Here is a 17,926-nt window from a genome sequence, read left to right on the forward strand (position 1 = left end):
GCAAAAATCATTCAGAAAGCTCAAACCTGCCATTCTGAGTTTAGACACAATAAATAGCAGGTAATTATTAACCTATTATTAAGGTAAATAATCAATTTAATATTAGAACCTTCTTAAGAAAATATTCACGCACTTGCCCGCAGCCAAATGGATATGCCTAACCTTGACTATTCTTTAGCTATGGATCTTTAGCTATGGATGAATGTTAGTTAATTTTTACAACTAAATGTGATTTATAATAGGAATCTATTACGAACATTTTCGACACAAAAGCACCTATTTTGAACAATCGCTCCATATTAAAAGCGTATAAATCTGTAACATTTTTACACATGAATCCTACAAATAATAAAAATTGTGCGATGCAGATATACTAAAGTCTAATTTCAAATAACTCAAACACAGGTTAGAGATAAAAGTTAATCTCAAAGGCTAAGGTATAAAAGTACAAATTATAACGAGCATAACAACCCTCAAAGCCCTAACTCCATTAGCCCACACGCCCTATCTTAATAATCTAGCGTAAAATGTAGATTCCATTGTAATATTTTTGTTTCTTCTTATAATATAAGTCGCTTTTATCTGATGTTGGATATACTCTTCACGAATGATTTTTAGGACTTGTTGTTGCCTCTTAGCAGCGTCCTAAAAACCCTACGTTATGGGTGTAGCTGCTCGATATTATAATTGGGTACTGATTTATTAAACACTATACTAACTGATTATTATTTACTGGATACGGATTGTTCTATGAGTCACTTTGTCAAAGCACTCTTTACTGCATTTTTTTTGTTGGTGGTTACTACTAAAGCCTACTGTCAGCCTATTCATTTACTAACCAACCCTTTTCCACCACTTCACATGACTGTTAGCAACAACGGTTTTGGTAAAGATGAAAATGTTACTGGCCTTGCAACTGAAATTATAAACCAACTATTTACTCGCTCAAATATAAAATACACAATAACCTTACAACCCTCTGCAGAAGAAAGCCAAGAAATTGCCACCCATAATAATAACTATGGTGTATTCACCACCTTTAAAACTAAACAAAGTCAGCATATCTTCAAGTGGGTTGGCCCACTCTTTGAAGAAGATTGGATTATCCTTGCACCTAAAAACAAAAGAATTGTTATTACCCAGTTAAGTGACTTACACAAATATCGTATAGGCAGCTATGAGCAAGATGAAATTAGTAAGTATCTAATTAAAAATGGCGTTAAATTGATCAAGGCAAAAGGCGACGTTGTCAATGCTGCCAAGTTAAAGCTAGGAAAAATTGATTTATGGGCAACCAGCTCACTTTCTGGCCCAGTAATCGCCAAACGGTATAGCATGCATAATTTAGAAGTTGTCTATACGTTTAATAGAAGTGCTCTCTGGCTGGCTTTAAATAAAAATATTAGTGATGATACAGTTTCAACACTAAATACAAACTTAAATCAGCTTCGCTCCGAAGGGTTTATTAATTCAGTTGTAAAAAAATATAGCAACCCTGGAGCAATTTAGCTTACAGGGTTAATTATACTTACTGAAAATAAATTTAATAAAAAAATTTTCAGCACAGATTAAGGCCGCATACCCTATAAACTAATATATAGGGTATACCAACCTTCTATTATTGTTCCCGTCCTATTATTTATACCCAACTTATTGAGCACAGCAGACTCTACAATTAAACATAGAATCTCTTTAATGGTAAATTAGACGACTACAGTTTTATATCAAAATAGATCGATTATTTTCACTGTTTTATAGAACAAACGTCACAATTAGCTCTGCGCTGTAATTGCCATCGCCTAAACTCCATACTGGCTAAATCCATCGTTAACAAAGTGTTTGTTAGTGGATTACCAACTCCCGTTATCAACTTAATTGCTTCCATTGCAGCCATACACCCCACAGTGCCCGATGTTGCACCTATTACAGGAAACTCTCTTTTCCAATGAGGAGGTTCTACTGGATAAATACAAGACAGACAAGGTGTTTTGCCGGGAATGATTGTGGTAATTTGTGCTTCCATCGAATACATAGCGCACTCTATTAGTGGTATACCTTGCTTAACTGCCTCCTGGTTCATTGCAAATCTTTCTTGAAATAATGGAGCACAATCAATGACAATATCAACTCCATCCATTAATTTACTAATGTTCTTTATATTTGCATTTTCTGGATAAGAAACAATTTCTAAACGAGGATTTAGCTGCTTAAGCCGCTGCTCTGCTGAATGTACTCGCTCAGTAACTCCAACTCCATCATATGTCATCAACAGCTGCCGGTTTAAGTCTGAATATTTAATGTTACCAGCATGAGCCAGAACCATTCGCCCAACGCCTGCAGCTGCCAACTCATAGGCAACCACCGAACCTAACCCACCAACTCTGGAAATGAACACAGTTGTATTGCGTAGCGCTTGTTGACCTTGCTCACCAAAACCTGGAACCCACATTTGCCACTGATAGATGGCTTGCTCTTCTTCTGTTAGCTCAATTGGCTCAACACAACTCAACATACTCACCCTCCAGAAATAGGGGCTAACAAAGTCAGTACATCCCCCTGCTGAAAAACAGGGTTATCTTCAATATTGACCTGCTCATTACCAATTAAGTAAATAACCGACTGACATAGCTCTCCATCAGGCCTTATCAAAGTGTCTTTCAGCTCATTTAAGTGAGAAAGTTGATTAATAGCAGAAGAAAGATTGTTGTTCGTTAGCTTTATCTTAAATGAGTCAGCCCCAGCTTGCATTCGTAAAGGCCCAAATAGTTTAACCTCTAAATCCATCACAGCTCATCCTTGGTGTTTCATTAATGTTTCTCTATGTTAAAAAACTATGAATGGTTCAGCACGAATTGCCTTTGTAAATGTCGTTTTCAATATATTTTTTGCTCTACAAATAGACATATAGGTTGGATTTACAGTTTTTGAGCAAAAAAAAGCCCTGATCATAGGGGGATCAGGGCGAATCAATTACTTTGCCTAGGAGTTAAGGGGGTTAACTCAACTGCTGCAGAAAATTGTAGTAAACTTACATAAAATCAAAAATCCGTAATTTTACGGTAAGTACTGTGGATTGTACGTAATGTAATGAGTGCTAACCTATTAGATTGCACAATTAACAAGACTGAAGCGACTTAAGACCATTTTGCAAGCCATTTTTCATTAGCAACACCCATTCTTTAGCAATCATTAATTTTATAAATATTACCTATATACCGACCTTGTGGACAGCTTTTATCCTACCTCAAAGGAGGTTACACCATAAAAACGGTCAAGAGGTAAATCTGGAGCTTTAATTGAATACATTCTCGCCGTTTCAAACACACTTTGCATGTTATAGCGTTTCGCCAACTTCAAAGCTTCTTGGTTAACCTCTGGTATATCAAGGTAAATAGGTTGTAGTGGTTCTACTCCCTGCTTTAGAGCCAAAAAGAGATCATCGGCAAGTTCTGGTGTATTAGCAAATAAAGGCCCTATCTTGTAACCACCCAACGCTTTACGAATAACACCATAACCAGTCAGGCTATCATTTTGTATGACACCTAACGCATTACAATTAGACTGGTTAATCCATGATTTCAGAAACTCATCTCTTCTTTCAGGAAAAAAAGGACGGCTATACAATTCAATGGCTTCAAATGGAATAGTAGAAAGGTCAACAATGCGTGATTGAATAGTCGAACTACCTCCTCCTAAGCCTTCAAATCTAATATTACGATAGGCCAATCGAAAACCATATTTTTTATAGTTTTCTTGTTGCTCAACCACGCCATCCAGACCAATATTGCACCCTTCCAAATACTTAATTCCTGCTTTCCAAATTTGTAATCCATAGCCTTTCCCACGGTAACTAGGGTGAACAATGTAGAAACCGAGGAAACCAAACGACTCACCATATTTAACTACTGAAATTGTCGCTATCGGCTCATTATTAAGAAGCCCTATAAGAAAACCATTGGGGTCAGCGTTATAATAACATTCTGCATCATTAACTCCTGGATTCCATCCCTCTTTGGCGGCCCAATTAATAGCAAGAATAACTTCTTCTTGATGCATTGTCCGAATAATGTAGTTATTATTTTTCACGGGATACCTTTCCGTTCTTATAGAATTAAATATATTTTTTATACACTAACAGTATGACTCAGTTCCTGCCAGCAAAACTGATTCAAGACAATTCAGCTTGGTGATTACATAGTAGTCATTGCCTAACCCACGCTCAGCTGGATTTGGATTGGAATGATGGCCGGTAGTTACCTGTTGTCAGAGATATTTAAACTACCAAAGCGACAACGACAGCGGCTATTAGTAAACTTAACTTGCTGGCGTAGCGATGGGTTTTCCTGTCAATATTTTACTTGTAAATGCTTTTTCCAAACCAGCAGAATTCGGCTTTAGTTTGCCAATCGTTTATCTGGTTTGGTTAGCCATAATATTAGCTATTCACCCTGTATGTAAATGGTTTGCAGGCATCAAAACTAAGCGAAAAAAATTGGTGGCTATCTTATTTGTAGCACATCCCTACAGGTATTTTTAAAATAAAAAAGTATACCTTCAACAAAAGGTATACTTTCCATATTAAAACTATCACTGACTGTATTTCATAGCAATATTGTCTTTAACAAATGTTGCAGGTGCTACAGGGATTTCTTGCGGATCTTTACTATCTAGTTGATAAAAAGATATTTGGTTTTCCCAAACCGTCTTCAAGAATGTTTTAAACACATTAGCCGTAAACAACTCACCTGGACAGCGGCGATAACCAAAACCAAAAGGTGAATAACCTGCAGTTTCAATAACTGGGCATTGAGCTTTCTCATTACTACTATATGTTGTACCATAAGCATTATTCAAAATACTACGACCATCTTTTGTGGTAATAGAGCTTTGCTCAAAAGGGCAACGATTCAAAGCAGCGGCTTTTTTCAACCCTTCTTCATCAATCGTATGACTGAGCGGAACATCTTGATATCGCTCTGGGTTGAATGGTGCAACCCAAACATTATTATCATTACTGTCTTTTTCTAGTCTTGCATCAGACCAATGTAAAGAGCTGTTACCAATAGGTTGGTGAAGATGGAAATTGAGTATATCAGGCTCATTAGCTAGCTGCCCGTTAAGTGCTACACGAGAAATACTGCCATTGTTAGGTAGTATCACTCGCATCAATTCAAAAACAAAGAAGTCCAGCCGGGTAAAACTATTATCATCCCCTGCTCGTGCTAATTCGTTAGGATTACTACTCATCAGCTCCTTAAACTCAGTTTGTACTTTACATGCAAGCTCTTTTTCGTTATCTTCACGTAATAAATCCATCATATTGTAAATAGTATTTCCCCATTGACTTAAAGCAAGGAAGTTATGGAAACACTCAAAAGTGATATCCTCTTTAGTGAAAGCACCATTGCCTTTCTGATTATTAACAAACCAATAATATACAAAAGTATCTTTATATTCATTTTGATTTTTCTTCACATTATCAATCAGGCTAGCTAACCACTCAGATAAGTGGCTTCGATTCCGACGCACATATTCGTAGCTACGCTTGAAGTCTAATGACTGTGATAGGTTATTAGGATCAAATGGCGTGACAATAGCAAGGCAGTTGATAAACTCTTTCCCAATTTGCTTAGCATATTCAGGAATATCTTGTGGCTTTACATTTAAATGTAAATTCCAGTATAGATCTAAATAATCGCTTACATATTGATCCATTAAAGGTATATTACTATTTTCTCTCCCAAGCATTTTATTAAAAAAATCTTTAATCTTTGGCTGATACTTTTCTTCATACAAATCTGGTGTTAATGCTGAAAAATACGCTTTTTTCTTAGCATTATGTAGACCACGGTCTCGATAATCTTGAAGAAATACAGTAGTGCCATCTTCTGGCTGCTTCTCCCAATCTTTCCACAACATTCCCCACAAAAATCGTGGTAAAGCATTTTCTTTAGTAAAGCTGATGTTAATCATGGGCAGAGTCAATTCGTCAGTTGCTGACTGAATAAATCTAACTGATTGTAGTATAACATTTTGCACATACTCTACGTTGTCTTGCAGTTCAGCAGGCAGTTGATTAATCACCTTATTTTCAAGCTCTTTTAAGTTAGGTTTCCCGTCTCCAAGCAGACTTTCTAAGTTTTTTTGTAATATAGAAATAAATTCTCCAAACATGTGGCGGTTCCTTTCGGCTAATCTAATTTTAGTAATTTTTTAAAGGTTAACAGATAACCTATAGCTTATGATGCACCCTCACTCAAGCTGAGAATACTGACTAATTTTTACAAACAAGCAATATTGTTTAAATCAATAGAAAGTAATCCATACTCTCCTTTAATAAAACCACAGGAAACAACGTCATATTTCCTTACTAACTCATGATATGACTGTAAAAAAATACTCACTTGGTGCTCTTGCCAATATAATCTAGCCTTATCTAACGTTTTGCTTAAACCAAAATCAAGGAGACGAGAGATGACAAAAACAGGGCAAAGTCGCTTAGATTTCTTGAAAAACAACCCTCACGCTTGCGCATGGTCTGCCTTAAATCATGCTGTGAATCAACAACAAAAGACTACACCAGGCCCAGTTAAAGTAAAAAATAATGCTTTCTCTGGTAAACGAGCAGTAATAATTGGCTCAGGTATTGGCGGTTTAACAACTGCCTATGAGCTGTTAGCTCAGCAGTCAGGTATGGAAGTCATTATACTAGAAGCACATAACCGCACTGGCGGCCGTTGCTTAACCTTACGTACTGGTGACACGTTAACTGAAGATAAAAATAGGGAGCTATTTAACTCTATTCCTGGAGAAACACAAGTCGTTCGTTTTGATCGGCCGCTAAATGATAGCGAGCCATATTTAAATGCAGGCCCTGGCCGAATCCCCTCTAGCCACAAACGACTACTGCATTATTTGAAAAAGTTTGGTGTTGATCTAGAAGTATATGTAATGAACAGTGGCTCAAACCTCACCCAAATGGCAGAGGGGCCTTTTCACGGCAAACCAATTGTTAATCGGCGATTAGATCATAATACTCGAGGTTGGCTAGCTGAAATGGTTTACCAAAATGCACAGACACTAATTGAAAGTGCAACCAGTACAAATGACGACGATAGCAAGCAAGAATTGGTAAGTAAATTACAATGCTTAATGGTTACTTTTGGTAATTTAACTAGTGAAGGCAAATATCAAGTTAGTGCGAGCATCGAAGGCCAGGATGATGGCGCTTCAGATAGAGCAGGTTACACGATACTACCCGGTGTAGACAGTGGAGAAGTAGCGGAAGCCTTAAGTTTAAATAGTCTATTAGATTCTGAGTTTTGGAAGAAAACCCGTTTCTATCAACCTGAAGACTTTCTTTGGCAGCCCACCCTCTTCCAACCTGTCGGAGGAATGGATAGAGTGCAACATGCTTTCGCCCAACAAATTGCGGCGCTTGGTGGTACGATATATCTAAATAGCCCTGTTCAAAAAATAGATTGGGATGATATAAAGCAACAGTTTACTATTTATGTTAGTAAAATGGGCAGCACAGAATGTGAAATATATACAGCCGATTACTGCTTTAGTAATGCTGCTATCCCTTTCCTTAAGGAGCTACTTTCTGAGCGTCTACAATGCAAAACTGTAGGCAAAGGTTTTTCAGAAAGTTTCAAACAGGCTCTCCAGGCCGTATATCAAGCACAATTTTCACCTGACCCCAGTAAAACACCTGAATTCCCTGAAGCAAAATTTTTAGCTTGTACCACAAAAGTCGGTTGGCAAGCCGATCGTTATTTATGGCAAGGCAGTACAATTGGTAATGTATACAACAAAGAGGTCGGTGAAGATCTATTAAGTGTTCCTGATTCTGAAATGGGTGTTGTCCCAATTTTTGGCGGCATTTCTTGGACTGACAACCCCATTACCCAAATTTGGTATCCCTCTACTGGTTACCACGATCAAAAAGGTACATTAACAGGTTGTTACAACTTTCAAGAACATGCTTTTAAAATGGGTAATGAACCCATTAGCAAGCGGCTTGACCAAGCAAGAGAAGGAGCCAAACTCTTTGGCGAAGCATTTGGTAATGGCTTGACCCATGGTGTTGCCATTGCTTGGCAAAACATGCCATATATTAAGGGTGGCTGGGCGCAGTGGTATTTAGTTGGAAAAAACTCTCAAGAAAGTGTGAAGCACTTTAACCAGTTAATCCAAGGAACGGGGGTAGACGGGGATGAAAAACCAAACTTTTTTATTATAGGCGATCAAGTATCTTCTTTACCCGGTTGGCAAGAGGGTGCAATAGCATCAGCACTGAATGCCCTCAGTCGCTTGTCACGCCCAGACTTACAAATACCTCACTTGTCAGTTTTACCAGATACTCGTGTGATGGTAGAAAGTATTTGATTTCAAGCAAAGCAGGTGATTAATATAGAATTATAAATAGGTAATATATACTCAATGCGAAGGGTTTTTAGGTGAGGCCATCAAGTGACGAAGCCCCATGAGCCTATATTAATAGGTGATTGCGGTGAGAAACGAAGATAACAAAACCTAAAAATGATTCGCGACGGGTATACTAGAAATTATCATCACTTTAAGCGCATGTGTAGGTGATTTTTTACTTATACATGCTCTTAGTGGTAGGCATTATTCACGCTCAATTTGGGGCGTTGGGTCTATACGCTCAACAACATAGTTTATTAGCTTCAAGTTATTATCAAGATTAATTAGCAGCCCATCTCCACCATCATTTGGGTTTTTAGGGCCAATATAAATCTGGTATCCATTCTTTTCTTTTTTAATATTGACTGAGTTATATCTCAGATCAATTTTTTCACTCACTAACCCAGCAGGAAGTTGGTAAATCCACTCAACTGATTCTACATGGTCATTAAAGTTAAAGTACTCAACTTCCATTATTTATTAAATTATCCACTTACTACCTATACCCAATAAGCATTAATATAGAACATATTTCTACGATATTTTAGCGAATATTACCAGTTTATCACTTGAGCTTGCTTCAACTCTAACGATACTCAGAGCGGATGAGTGACTGCAGAGATTTGTCTTACAATAGAGGAACTGGCTGACTTTATAATAGACAAAAAAAAGCCCTAACAATCGGGGTAGTTAGGGCATCTAAGAAATTCCATAAAGTTAAGGAGTGTCTTAACGGCGGCAATCCTATCAAATTAAACCAAAGCCCGTATCAGTACTTATACACATAAGATTTTCGGAAAATACTTATCATGTATATACAAGACCTTTAAATACAGACAGTTAAACACCATTTAACTGATATAGTTTTTTAAAATTTTTGTAAAAGACTCACAGGAAGCCACCTTTTTTATGAACCATAAAACCAAACAGATTGGCGTTTTTGGCTCAGCTTTCAATCCACCCACTCAGGGACATGCCAGCGTTATTGAGCAGGCAGCAAAAGATTTTGATCAAATTTTGTTAGTGCCTAGTGCCGCGCACGCCTTCGATAAAGAGATGTTGGACTTTGCTAAACGAGTTACCCTACTGGAAAAGTTCATCCTTCAGTTTACAAGCCTCTCTTGCCAGCTCAGCATCTGCCCAATAGAAATGGAAATGTTACAACAGCAGCCCGATAAGCCTGTGTTTACTTATGATCTGTTGGATAAGCTAGATAAAAGCTACCAAGCAAGTGGTCCATCAATACAACTTAGTTTTATTTTAGGGCCTGATAATATGGTTCCTGAGACCTGGCAAAAATTTTACCGGGCAGATGATATCAAACAACGCTGGACGTTATACCCTGTACAAGAAAAGAGAACGGTGCGCAGCACAACAGTAAGAAGCCTGCTTGCAGCAGGTGCAGATAAGTCAGAGTTAACTGGGTTGTTATCTCCAGAAGTGACTGACTACATATTTGAAACTGGCTTATACCAATCTCTTCAAGCGCAATAAGGTGATCAATTTTATGGCCAAACCCAGCTTTAAACTACAAGATACTGAAATCACTCTACAAGACCGGGCTTACAACGGCTTTTTCAAAATTGATCGCTATCAACTTAAGCACCGCCTGTTTCAGGGGGGCTGGAGCCAATCATTGACTAGAGAGGTCATGGTTAGGCGTCCGGCAACTGCTGTTTTACTTTATGACCCTCATCATAATCAAGTGGTTGTTGTAGAGCAATTCAGAGTTGGTGCTTTGGCTGCTAACGACAAAAATCCTTGGCTAATAGAAATTGTCGCCGGTATTATCGAAACGGGAGAAACCGCAGAAGATGTCGCTATTCGTGAAGCCAAGGAAGAGGCCAACTGTGACATACAACAGCTTTTACCTATTTGTGAATACTATCCTAGTCCTGGTGGCTGTTCTGAAAAACTTCACCTGTTTTGCGGCATTATAGATACCTCAGTTGTAGTTGAAGGTGTGTTCGGGTTGGCAGAAGAAGGAGAAGATATTCGCGTAAGCTGTATCCCGGCAAAGCAAGCCATCACTATGGTACAAGATGGAAAAATTAACAACGCTGCTTCAATTATTGCTCTGCAATGGCTCGCCCTAAATAAATCAGATATCCAGGAGCGCTTTAGCCAAACATAAAGCTCAACCTTTTAGTTTGAGAGAGGGTTGCAAAAGGTTATGAGCGAAAGCGACACCCTCCAATCTACGAGGTAACACATGCGACTAAAACCCAGCCTAAAAGCCAGTTTATTGTTAAGCGGTATACTGACCATGACTGGCTGTAGCAGTCTCTCCCTGACAAACCTGTTCGGCAGCGATAAGCTAGCAGCTGATGCAAATTGGGTTTTAGTCCCTGTCGTCAATTTTTCCCCCTCTACTGATGCTGATGAACAAGTTGAACGAATGATGGCAGTATTAACGCCTGCTATTGGCTTAAGAAGCCTCAAACGCCCGCCAGATCCTGAAATTGAATCAGAAGAAGGGTTGCTGGATGATGCAAACCGTATCCAAGCAGCTAAAGAATGGGCTGAAAACCAGGATTTTCAATACAGCTTAACTGGCAAAGTACTTTCCTGGAATGATGCTGACGCCGATATTAATCAGCCTGCAATGATTAATCTAACGCTAGAAGTCTATGACCTAAAGAATGATGAGCTGCTATGGACCATTAGCGGCAGCAGCGAAGGCATGCGTGGGCAGTCGGTATACGAAATCACCCGCCCCCTTATTAGCTCCTTACTAACGAATTTACCATTGGACACTAACTAAAAAGTATTCCCCCCAGAAGGGCGCTAAACTTATACCCAATACGAAGGTTTTTTAGGTGGGAAGTAATGATAACAAAACCTAAAAATCATTCGTGAAGGATATATTTACAGTACTGCTAAAGGTGGGAGCTGCTTAGTTATGCTGTATGCCAAAAAAGATGAGTCAGGGCTGATTAGTGCCATTTCACAGAACAAAGAAAGTGATGAGTGGCAGTTGGTTTCTTTTACCGATAATGCCATGCGAGAGTTCCTGGCGCGAAATGAAGATGAAGAGTTAAAACACCGGATTTTAGAAGATGCCGATGCGGACTTTATCAGGGTTTTAGAAGATATAATCGAGTTATTGATAAATAAAGAGATTTTTCAATTTACTGAGCTTCCAACCCCTGTTCAGGAAAAACTACTCAGTCGTCGTTGGTATCGAGAACACACTGGCCAAAAACAAGCATCTAACTTAATGGATGATAATGAAGGTTTAATTTAACAATTATTACTCTTTAATCAATTAAACCTTCATTTTATTTCAGTAATTTATTTACAAGCTCTTTCAGGCACTAATTTTCCGTTACTTAATCATCTGTTACTGGAAAACATCCCAGCGTTTTATCTGTCCTTTAATTTCTGTTTTAGCTTCGCCTACGACCCGACGGTTTTTCTTTTTATCAAGCTCTGCTGCAACTGTCATTAACGGTTGCATTGCTCCCACAGTATGAAGCTTGATACGACTTTCTTTAATTTTAAAACGGCTCACTAAGATTTCTTTAACCACACGAGCACGCGTGAGCGCTTGAGCTTTATTTTTTTGCCTGTTGCCAGACTGTTCTGAGTGCCCAGTTAATGTAATATTTGCAGAGGGGTACTTTCTTGCAAAAATAGCAAGCTGTTGAATTTGCGATATTTTTAATGTGTTGGTTTCTGGTGTGTCAGGATAAAATGGGATAACTACTGTTTCTTTTATCGTTTTCATCCCCTTTTCAGGGCAGCCTTGATTATTAACTGTTAACCGGCTGTCAGTACTAGGGCACTGATCTCTAGCATCAATTACCCCATCACCGTCTTTATCTCCTAAGCCTTGATCGATTGCTGGCTCTGTATCAGCTAACTCTTCCGCTCCTGCTTCTACTACTCCTACAGCTATAACATGAGGTAATAGTAGAGCAGGAAATATTAGCCACCAGTAACAAACAAAGCACCAGCAATGTTTTTTTAAAGCTGTTAGCGGGTCCATGCATCAGGTAGTTTAACATTCAGTGCAGGTAGTAACTGCCCTGTTGCATTAAATACTCGATAGCGAGACAAGAGCTCGTCATAGTCTGCTTCGATATATGCTTGCCTTGCCTGGAACAATTCGTTTTCACTATCCAGTAAGTCTAACAATGTACGTTTACCAATATTAAACTGCTGCTGATAGGCTGATACGGTTTGCCTGCTTGAGTTTACATGCTGTTTTAACGACACTTTTTGTTCATTCAAGTACCGATAAGCATTCCAAGAAAGCTTTAAGCCCTCTACTACCTGGCGATAGGCATTTTTCTTAACCGCTCTTGCCTCTTCTACTCGATAGGCAGATTCTTCTTTTCTCGCTTTATCCCCAAAGCCGTTAAATAAGTTGTAACGCATCCGTACCATTGCAGTTAAGTCATTATCTCTGCCATGAACACCATCGTTATCACGATCCCAGGTTTGGTCCACTTCAAAGTCTACCCTTGGCATAAATGGGCTTTTACTCGCTTCATATTGAGATTCAGCTGCTTTGATATCATAACTAGCCGAAACCAGTGTAGGGTGGTTTTCCGTTGCTTGTTTAACCGCAGCTTGCATATTGAGCGGCAAGTACTTATGGTTAGGTCGTGGTATAACTAATTTGGCTGGAACCAAATTAACTACCCGGAAAAACTCGGCTTCAGCATCCATTAAGTTATTTTTCGCATTAATCACATTAGTTTTTGCCCTAGCACGACGCCCGGTGATTTGTGCTAAATCTGAACTACGGGAAACACCAGACTCTGCTCTTAGCCTAATCTGCTGAAAAATGCGATTATGCGTTTTTAGGTTGCGCTCTGCTAACTCAAGCAGCTGCTGTTTTTCCAGCACATTTAAATAAACCTCTGCTACTCGCAAAGCAACATTTTCTGCGGTAGAAGATAAAGTGCTCGCCTGTGCCAAGTTTTCATTAGTCGTTCTATCCACTTCACTTGAAGTAGCAAACCCATCGAAAATCATTTGGCGTAACGATAGCGACAGCTCTCGTCGGGTAAAATCGGTGTTATCTTCACCACTTGCCCGAGTGCCTGGTGATGACTTACGTTGATGACCAATCCCAGTAGCCAGATCTAAAGAGGGCAAATAACCAGACTTTGCTGAGCCAATCGCAGCCGTTCCAGCACGATAACGTTGTAAGCTGATTAAGGTTTGTGGGTTAGTATCCAGTGCTTTTGCCACAGTTTCTTCCAAAGTGGCAGCCTGTGTTGGCAGAACATAGAACAAACTACAAGCCAACGCGAATGGTTTTCCTGCGCGAACAAACAATCTCACGATGTAACGCCCCCAAATAATTTCTTATGAGTCACATTATTTATTAGCAAGGTAACAACAAAGGTGCAAAGTATATCAAACTATTTTTTTGTATTAGTCAGCAAGTGCTGGATAATTTCTTCTACTACTCCTTTACTTTGCTCCCACCCCATACCTGGCTTTAATTTATCATTATAAAGCACTTTCAATAATGTTTTATCCAACGGCGTCAACTCATCAAAGACGCTTTCGTCATTAAATACAGTAGGAAATAGCTGATCATCATCGTTGGTTAATCCCATTATTTGGGCCATTTCTTCTGCAACACAGCCTGGCAAGCGAGCAACTGCTCGCGCTGTATCAGGTGGAATATAAATAGAAGCCTCCTGAATCACCCAATCCAGCTGAGATACTTTAATTTGAAAAAAGCATAAACTTTTTGCTGCTACATTCAACAATGGTATGCCGCCACCATTTTCAACAATTATATTTGGGATCTTTGTGGAATGAGCAAACACAATAACTACATTTGCCTCACTTTTTTCTTTAGTGACTGTTACGGGATGCCCTGTTATTTGGGCTAGCTCTTCAGCTTGAGCAGAAACCAGCTGGTGCTGTATATCCTTAAACCCAACACGACTATCAATATAAATTTTGACTGGGCTTTGCCATTTTCGTAATGGTACATGTTGAGCAGGATATTCTGAGTAGAAAGCCGTTCGATGAAATGCAGAAACTAAGTAGCTTACGTTCTGCCATGCATTGATATCATCAGCGTTACATTTCAGCACCAATAAAAAGCAAAGCCCGCAATAGCAAACTATTGTAGGCTTTAGCAAACACAGAAAAAATGGCCAGTAATTAAAACGACATACTTCACTGGTCAATGATTAGTGTCCCATCATTTGTCATATTCTGAAGAATTGTGTGTGAATCAGCTGTACCGTATTCGCTAGGCAGGTCTATATTTTCCAGCACTACTTTCTGCACAGTTTGATCATCACCCATCGGGCTTACCTCAATTGTAGTAGACTTACCATCAAAGTTTATTGCTAAATAATCATCAATTGTATTTACATTTTCGCCTTCAAGTAGGTCTTTCAGGTTAAGAATATCTTCACCGTTATTAAAGTCAGTTATGTGATCTTCTACAGGATTAGCAACCGTTCCACTAACAACCGCATCCTTACCCCAGATAAATTGATCGGCACCATCGTTGCCAGTCAGACTATCATTGCCAGCACTTGCAAAAATAATGTCATCACCAATATCACCAAAAATTGCATCATGACCTGAAGTACCTGAAACGGTCGCCCCCGGTTTAACAGCATCTGCTCCATTCACTTCAATATTAATCACTTGTAGAGTTGCTGCTGCCGAGCCATTATTCTCACTACTTGTCGCCTGTATTACTAAACTGAAATCTTGATCACCACGATAGTGTTGGGTATCCAAGAACAGGCCTTTTAGTTCTGTTTGTTTAAGCGTCCAACTACCATCGTTATTATTAGTCCCAGCTGACAGCTCAATGCCTGTAGGCACCTGACTAATAATGACATCCCCTAACGCCTCAGAGTCATCAGTCACTGCTGCTTTTATATCCAAAGAAATTGTTGCATCGTGCAACTCAACATTCCTGACACTTTGCGTATTGTTAGAGCCACCGGTACTTGCGGTAAAACCAAACCAGGCTTCCGTACTCCCACCCAAGTCCTTGTTGACGATATCTCGTACAACTGAGTCAGTTACCTCTTTTCCTGTTGTTTGGTTAGTAAACTTATAGGTTATACGTTGTTCACTAGCATCCCAGGTTATTTGAACATCATGCCACTTACCATCTTCAATATTGTCTAGCGGCTGACGAGAGGTAAGCTCTTTATCATGTTTTACATATCCTCCATTTACAAAAGCTGCATGATCCTCATCAAGATCAGTTGCATTTTTCCAGGTATCAAATTCAATACCAAAGCTATTTTCTAAGCCTTCAAATCCTAGCCCTCCACCTGACTTGCCTACCGCCTCAATGCCTTTCTCATTATTTTGCAAAACAAACACAATACCATCAGCCCCATCACTATCTTTGTTACCAAAGTTCAGCTGGAAATTTAACGTAAAATCTTTGGTTAAATCGATTTTCTCTTCACTCCAGGCTGTCCCATGCTTATTATTTTCTTCAGCTGTCAGCTGGATAGAGCCATCTGGATTATTAACGGCGTCTTTTAGCGCATTAAACGTCTGGGTGTTTGAACTAACAGAAAGGGTTGGCGCATCTGCAACAGCAATAACATCAATTGTTGCTTTGGCTTCAACAGAGTATTTGGTTGAGGTAACTGTGAACCCAAGCTCTACATTATCTGCTGCATAGTTTTTGTTGGGAGTGAATGTCCATGTGCCATCACCATTGGCCACCAACACCCCCACCGTAGGGTTTGTTAATTTCAGTTCAGTTACACTAAAGCTGTCGCCATCAGGGTCTTTGGCATTTGCCAGCAAATCTGCTGGCTTGATAATAATACTGCTGTCTTCATTGATGGCAGGTAACTCCACGTTGCCAACCGTAGGCTCCTCATCAACATCAGTAATATTAATCTGTACTTTTCCGGTAGCAGTATTACCCACATCATCGGTTGCAACTACATTTAACAGATCTTTGTTATTACCATTTTCAAAATCCAATAAACTTGCTGCAGCGCCTTTATCAGTCAGCGTAATTGCGCCGGTATTTTCATCTAACTGGAAAAAGCCATCATCACTGGTTTGGGTACCATTAGCAAAGCGGTATGTTACTTTTCCAGTGTCGTCTGCTTTGATTTCACCAACCTTATAGCCCGCAAGACGGTTTTCAGCCAAATCGAATTCATGATGAGTGAAGGGTACTTGGTTATCAAGTGTGATCTCGGCTGTTTTCGCAGAGCTGGTATTACCAGCTGTATCTGTAGCTGTCGCATCAACGGTGATCTTACCGTTATTGAATTTACTTAAATCAACTTCTTTTCCTTGCAGGGTCCAGCGCCCTTGATCATCAGTCGTCACTATCGCTGTCTTGGTATTACTGCCATCACTGAGGGTTACTGTAACTTGGCTATTGGGCTCAGCAGTTCCTTCCACCAATACATGATCATCTTCCTCCGCATTAACAATGTTATCTCCTTCAATGGGGGTGATAATCTCTGGAAGCTTAATTTTTGTATCTACAATCAAGCTTGTTTGATCAGGCTGCGAGGTTTGCCCCTGATCATCTGTTGCTATGCCTTTAACCGTAACAGACTGATTAACGGGTAGTGGCTTATCAGGTGTAACAGACCAACGCCCATCGGCTCCTGTTTTAGCCTCTAGCTGTTGTCCATCAACCATAATCGTTACTGTTGTACCAGGTGTAGCCGTGCCGGTTATTTCTGGAGTACTGTCGTTAGTTGCGCCAATAGAATCGATAGCAATAACAGGTGGATCAACTGGGTCAGGGCCTGTCGTTGAAGGTGTACTGGGACCTGTAGTTCCAGGGTCTATGGTCGAAGGAGAGTCAGGATTCGTTGTTGGTGGCGTACTAGGGTTAGTAACTGTGGGTGATACAGGATCAGTGGTGGGTGATGAGTTTGGCTCTGTAGCTTCTGGCCTGCCAGTATCAAGGTTTTTCATAACCTCTGAGGGAACATCAGCTAACTTACCCTTGTTCAAAGTGCTTTCTTTTAAACCAGTTTCTTTTAGTGCAGTTTGGGTACTGGTTGTTACTCCATCTAAAGTAGAGGCAACACTACCAGTATTAAACCCTGCATCAGAAATAGTTTCATGACCATCTCTAGCCATTTCCACCATGTCACTTCCTTCATCACTGTCTGGTGATGAAGCTTGCTGTATACCTGCAGCAGTTTTTATGGTTACTTGAGAGGGATCAGCTCCAGCCTGAATAGCATGATGAATAGTACTCAAGTCTGTGATGGCCTCACTGACATCTGCAGAATCTTGCCGAGAAGGGATAACATCATCAGCTAATACCGTTTGGTCATTTGGCCCCATATTCAAGCTAGAGCCATCGGTAAACTCAACCAGCACCTCTCCTGACTTGCTGACAACTTTATCCCTAGGATAAACAGGATCACCTATATTCAAAGCCCTTTCTGCACCTATTGACGAAACTGCAACTGATTGCCCCGTCAGCTTTTTTACAAAACCTACAGGGTTCTGGTCGATATTCGCTTGTAGTTTCGTCTGTTCAGCCACA

The 17,926-nt window shown here is 39.7% G+C and carries 16 protein-coding genes; 7 read left to right on the forward strand and 9 right to left on the reverse strand.

Annotated features, from left to right (window positions below):
- Nucleotides 1-750: 750 nt before the first annotated feature.
- Complete coding sequence (locus OQE68_RS10460; protein ID WP_180566507.1) at nucleotides 751-1,509, forward strand: substrate-binding periplasmic protein; 759 nt, start codon at nucleotides 751-753, stop codon at nucleotides 1,507-1,509.
- A 235-nt stretch (nucleotides 1,510-1,744) separates the two neighbouring features.
- Here OQE68_RS10460 and OQE68_RS10465 read toward each other — a convergent pair whose 3' ends face one another.
- From OQE68_RS10465 to OQE68_RS10475, 3 genes are all read right to left on the reverse strand, one after another.
- Nucleotides 1,745-2,512, reverse strand: a complete 768-nt coding sequence (locus tag OQE68_RS10465) for a HesA/MoeB/ThiF family protein (protein ID WP_180566508.1) — start codon at nucleotides 2,510-2,512, stop codon at nucleotides 1,745-1,747.
- 2 nt (nucleotides 2,513-2,514) lie between these two features.
- On the reverse strand, nucleotides 2,515-2,787 hold the full coding sequence (locus OQE68_RS10470) for a MoaD/ThiS family protein (protein WP_266195602.1): 273 nt from the start codon (nucleotides 2,785-2,787) through the stop codon (nucleotides 2,515-2,517).
- 447 nt (nucleotides 2,788-3,234) lie between these two features.
- The gene (locus OQE68_RS10475; protein WP_266195603.1) at nucleotides 3,235-4,086 is read right to left on the reverse strand and encodes a GNAT family N-acetyltransferase; all 852 of its coding nucleotides are present in this window, start codon (nucleotides 4,084-4,086) and stop codon (nucleotides 3,235-3,237) included.
- Between the two features lie 247 nt (nucleotides 4,087-4,333).
- Between OQE68_RS10475 and OQE68_RS10480 the strand changes: the two genes are divergently transcribed.
- A complete protein-coding gene (locus OQE68_RS10480; RefSeq protein WP_180566510.1) occupies nucleotides 4,334-4,537 on the forward strand; it encodes a hypothetical protein in 204 nt (67 codons plus the stop codon).
- A gap of 50 nt (nucleotides 4,538-4,587) precedes the next feature.
- On the opposite strand, the gene OQE68_RS10485 is transcribed toward OQE68_RS10480, so the two are convergent.
- Complete coding sequence (locus OQE68_RS10485) at nucleotides 4,588-6,174, reverse strand: hypothetical protein (RefSeq protein ID WP_180566511.1); 1,587 nt, start codon at nucleotides 6,172-6,174, stop codon at nucleotides 4,588-4,590.
- Nucleotides 6,175-6,474: 300 nt separating this feature from the next.
- Between OQE68_RS10485 and OQE68_RS10490 the strand changes: the two genes are divergently transcribed.
- Nucleotides 6,475-8,391, forward strand: coding sequence for a flavin monoamine oxidase family protein (locus OQE68_RS10490; protein ID WP_180566512.1), 1,917 nt, complete (start codon nucleotides 6,475-6,477; stop codon nucleotides 8,389-8,391).
- 243 nt (nucleotides 8,392-8,634) lie between these two features.
- On the opposite strand, the gene OQE68_RS10495 is transcribed toward OQE68_RS10490, so the two are convergent.
- Nucleotides 8,635-8,904: a hypothetical protein gene (locus OQE68_RS10495; RefSeq protein WP_180566513.1), complete on the reverse strand. Its 270-nt coding sequence runs from the start codon at nucleotides 8,902-8,904 to the stop codon at nucleotides 8,635-8,637.
- A 435-nt stretch (nucleotides 8,905-9,339) separates the two neighbouring features.
- Here OQE68_RS10495 and OQE68_RS10500 point away from each other — a divergent pair, with 435 nt between their 5' ends.
- From OQE68_RS10500 to OQE68_RS10515, 4 genes are all read left to right on the forward strand, one after another.
- Nucleotides 9,340-9,924 (forward strand): adenylyltransferase/cytidyltransferase family protein, encoded by a 585-nt coding sequence (locus OQE68_RS10500; protein ID WP_180566514.1) that lies wholly within the window; start codon nucleotides 9,340-9,342, stop codon nucleotides 9,922-9,924.
- A 13-nt stretch (nucleotides 9,925-9,937) separates the two neighbouring features.
- Nucleotides 9,938-10,564: an NUDIX domain-containing protein gene (locus OQE68_RS10505; protein WP_180566515.1), complete on the forward strand. Its 627-nt coding sequence runs from the start codon at nucleotides 9,938-9,940 to the stop codon at nucleotides 10,562-10,564.
- 78 nt (nucleotides 10,565-10,642) lie between these two features.
- On the forward strand, nucleotides 10,643-11,194 hold the full coding sequence (locus OQE68_RS10510; RefSeq protein WP_180566516.1) for a hypothetical protein: 552 nt from the start codon (nucleotides 10,643-10,645) through the stop codon (nucleotides 11,192-11,194).
- Nucleotides 11,195-11,332: 138 nt separating this feature from the next.
- Nucleotides 11,333-11,677, forward strand: a complete 345-nt coding sequence (locus OQE68_RS10515) for a hypothetical protein (RefSeq protein WP_180566517.1) — start codon at nucleotides 11,333-11,335, stop codon at nucleotides 11,675-11,677.
- Nucleotides 11,678-11,773: 96 nt separating this feature from the next.
- Here OQE68_RS10515 and OQE68_RS10520 read toward each other — a convergent pair whose 3' ends face one another.
- The 4 genes from OQE68_RS10520 to OQE68_RS10535 form a co-directional block, all read right to left on the reverse strand.
- Nucleotides 11,774-12,421, reverse strand: coding sequence for an OmpA family protein (locus tag OQE68_RS10520; protein ID WP_180566518.1), 648 nt, complete (start codon nucleotides 12,419-12,421; stop codon nucleotides 11,774-11,776).
- Nucleotides 12,409-13,728 carry a TolC family outer membrane protein gene (locus OQE68_RS10525; protein ID WP_219339884.1) on the reverse strand — a complete coding sequence of 440 codons (1,320 nt, stop codon included), beginning with the start codon at nucleotides 13,726-13,728 and terminating at the stop codon, nucleotides 12,409-12,411. The genes OQE68_RS10520 and OQE68_RS10525 overlap by 13 nt, the downstream gene beginning before the upstream one ends.
- An 80-nt stretch (nucleotides 13,729-13,808) precedes the next feature.
- Nucleotides 13,809-14,498 (reverse strand): DUF2927 domain-containing protein, encoded by a 690-nt coding sequence (locus OQE68_RS10530; RefSeq protein ID WP_180566519.1) that lies wholly within the window; start codon nucleotides 14,496-14,498, stop codon nucleotides 13,809-13,811.
- A gap of 85 nt (nucleotides 14,499-14,583) precedes the next feature.
- The gene (locus tag OQE68_RS10535) at nucleotides 14,584-17,925 is read right to left on the reverse strand and encodes a retention module-containing protein (protein ID WP_180566520.1); all 3,342 of its coding nucleotides are present in this window, start codon (nucleotides 17,923-17,925) and stop codon (nucleotides 14,584-14,586) included.
- Nucleotide 17,926: the final 1 nt, after the last annotated feature.

Origin of the sequence: Spartinivicinus marinus (assembly GCF_026309355.1) — a bacterium.
GTDB classification, from domain to species: Bacteria; Pseudomonadota; Gammaproteobacteria; order Pseudomonadales; family Zooshikellaceae; genus Spartinivicinus; species Spartinivicinus marinus.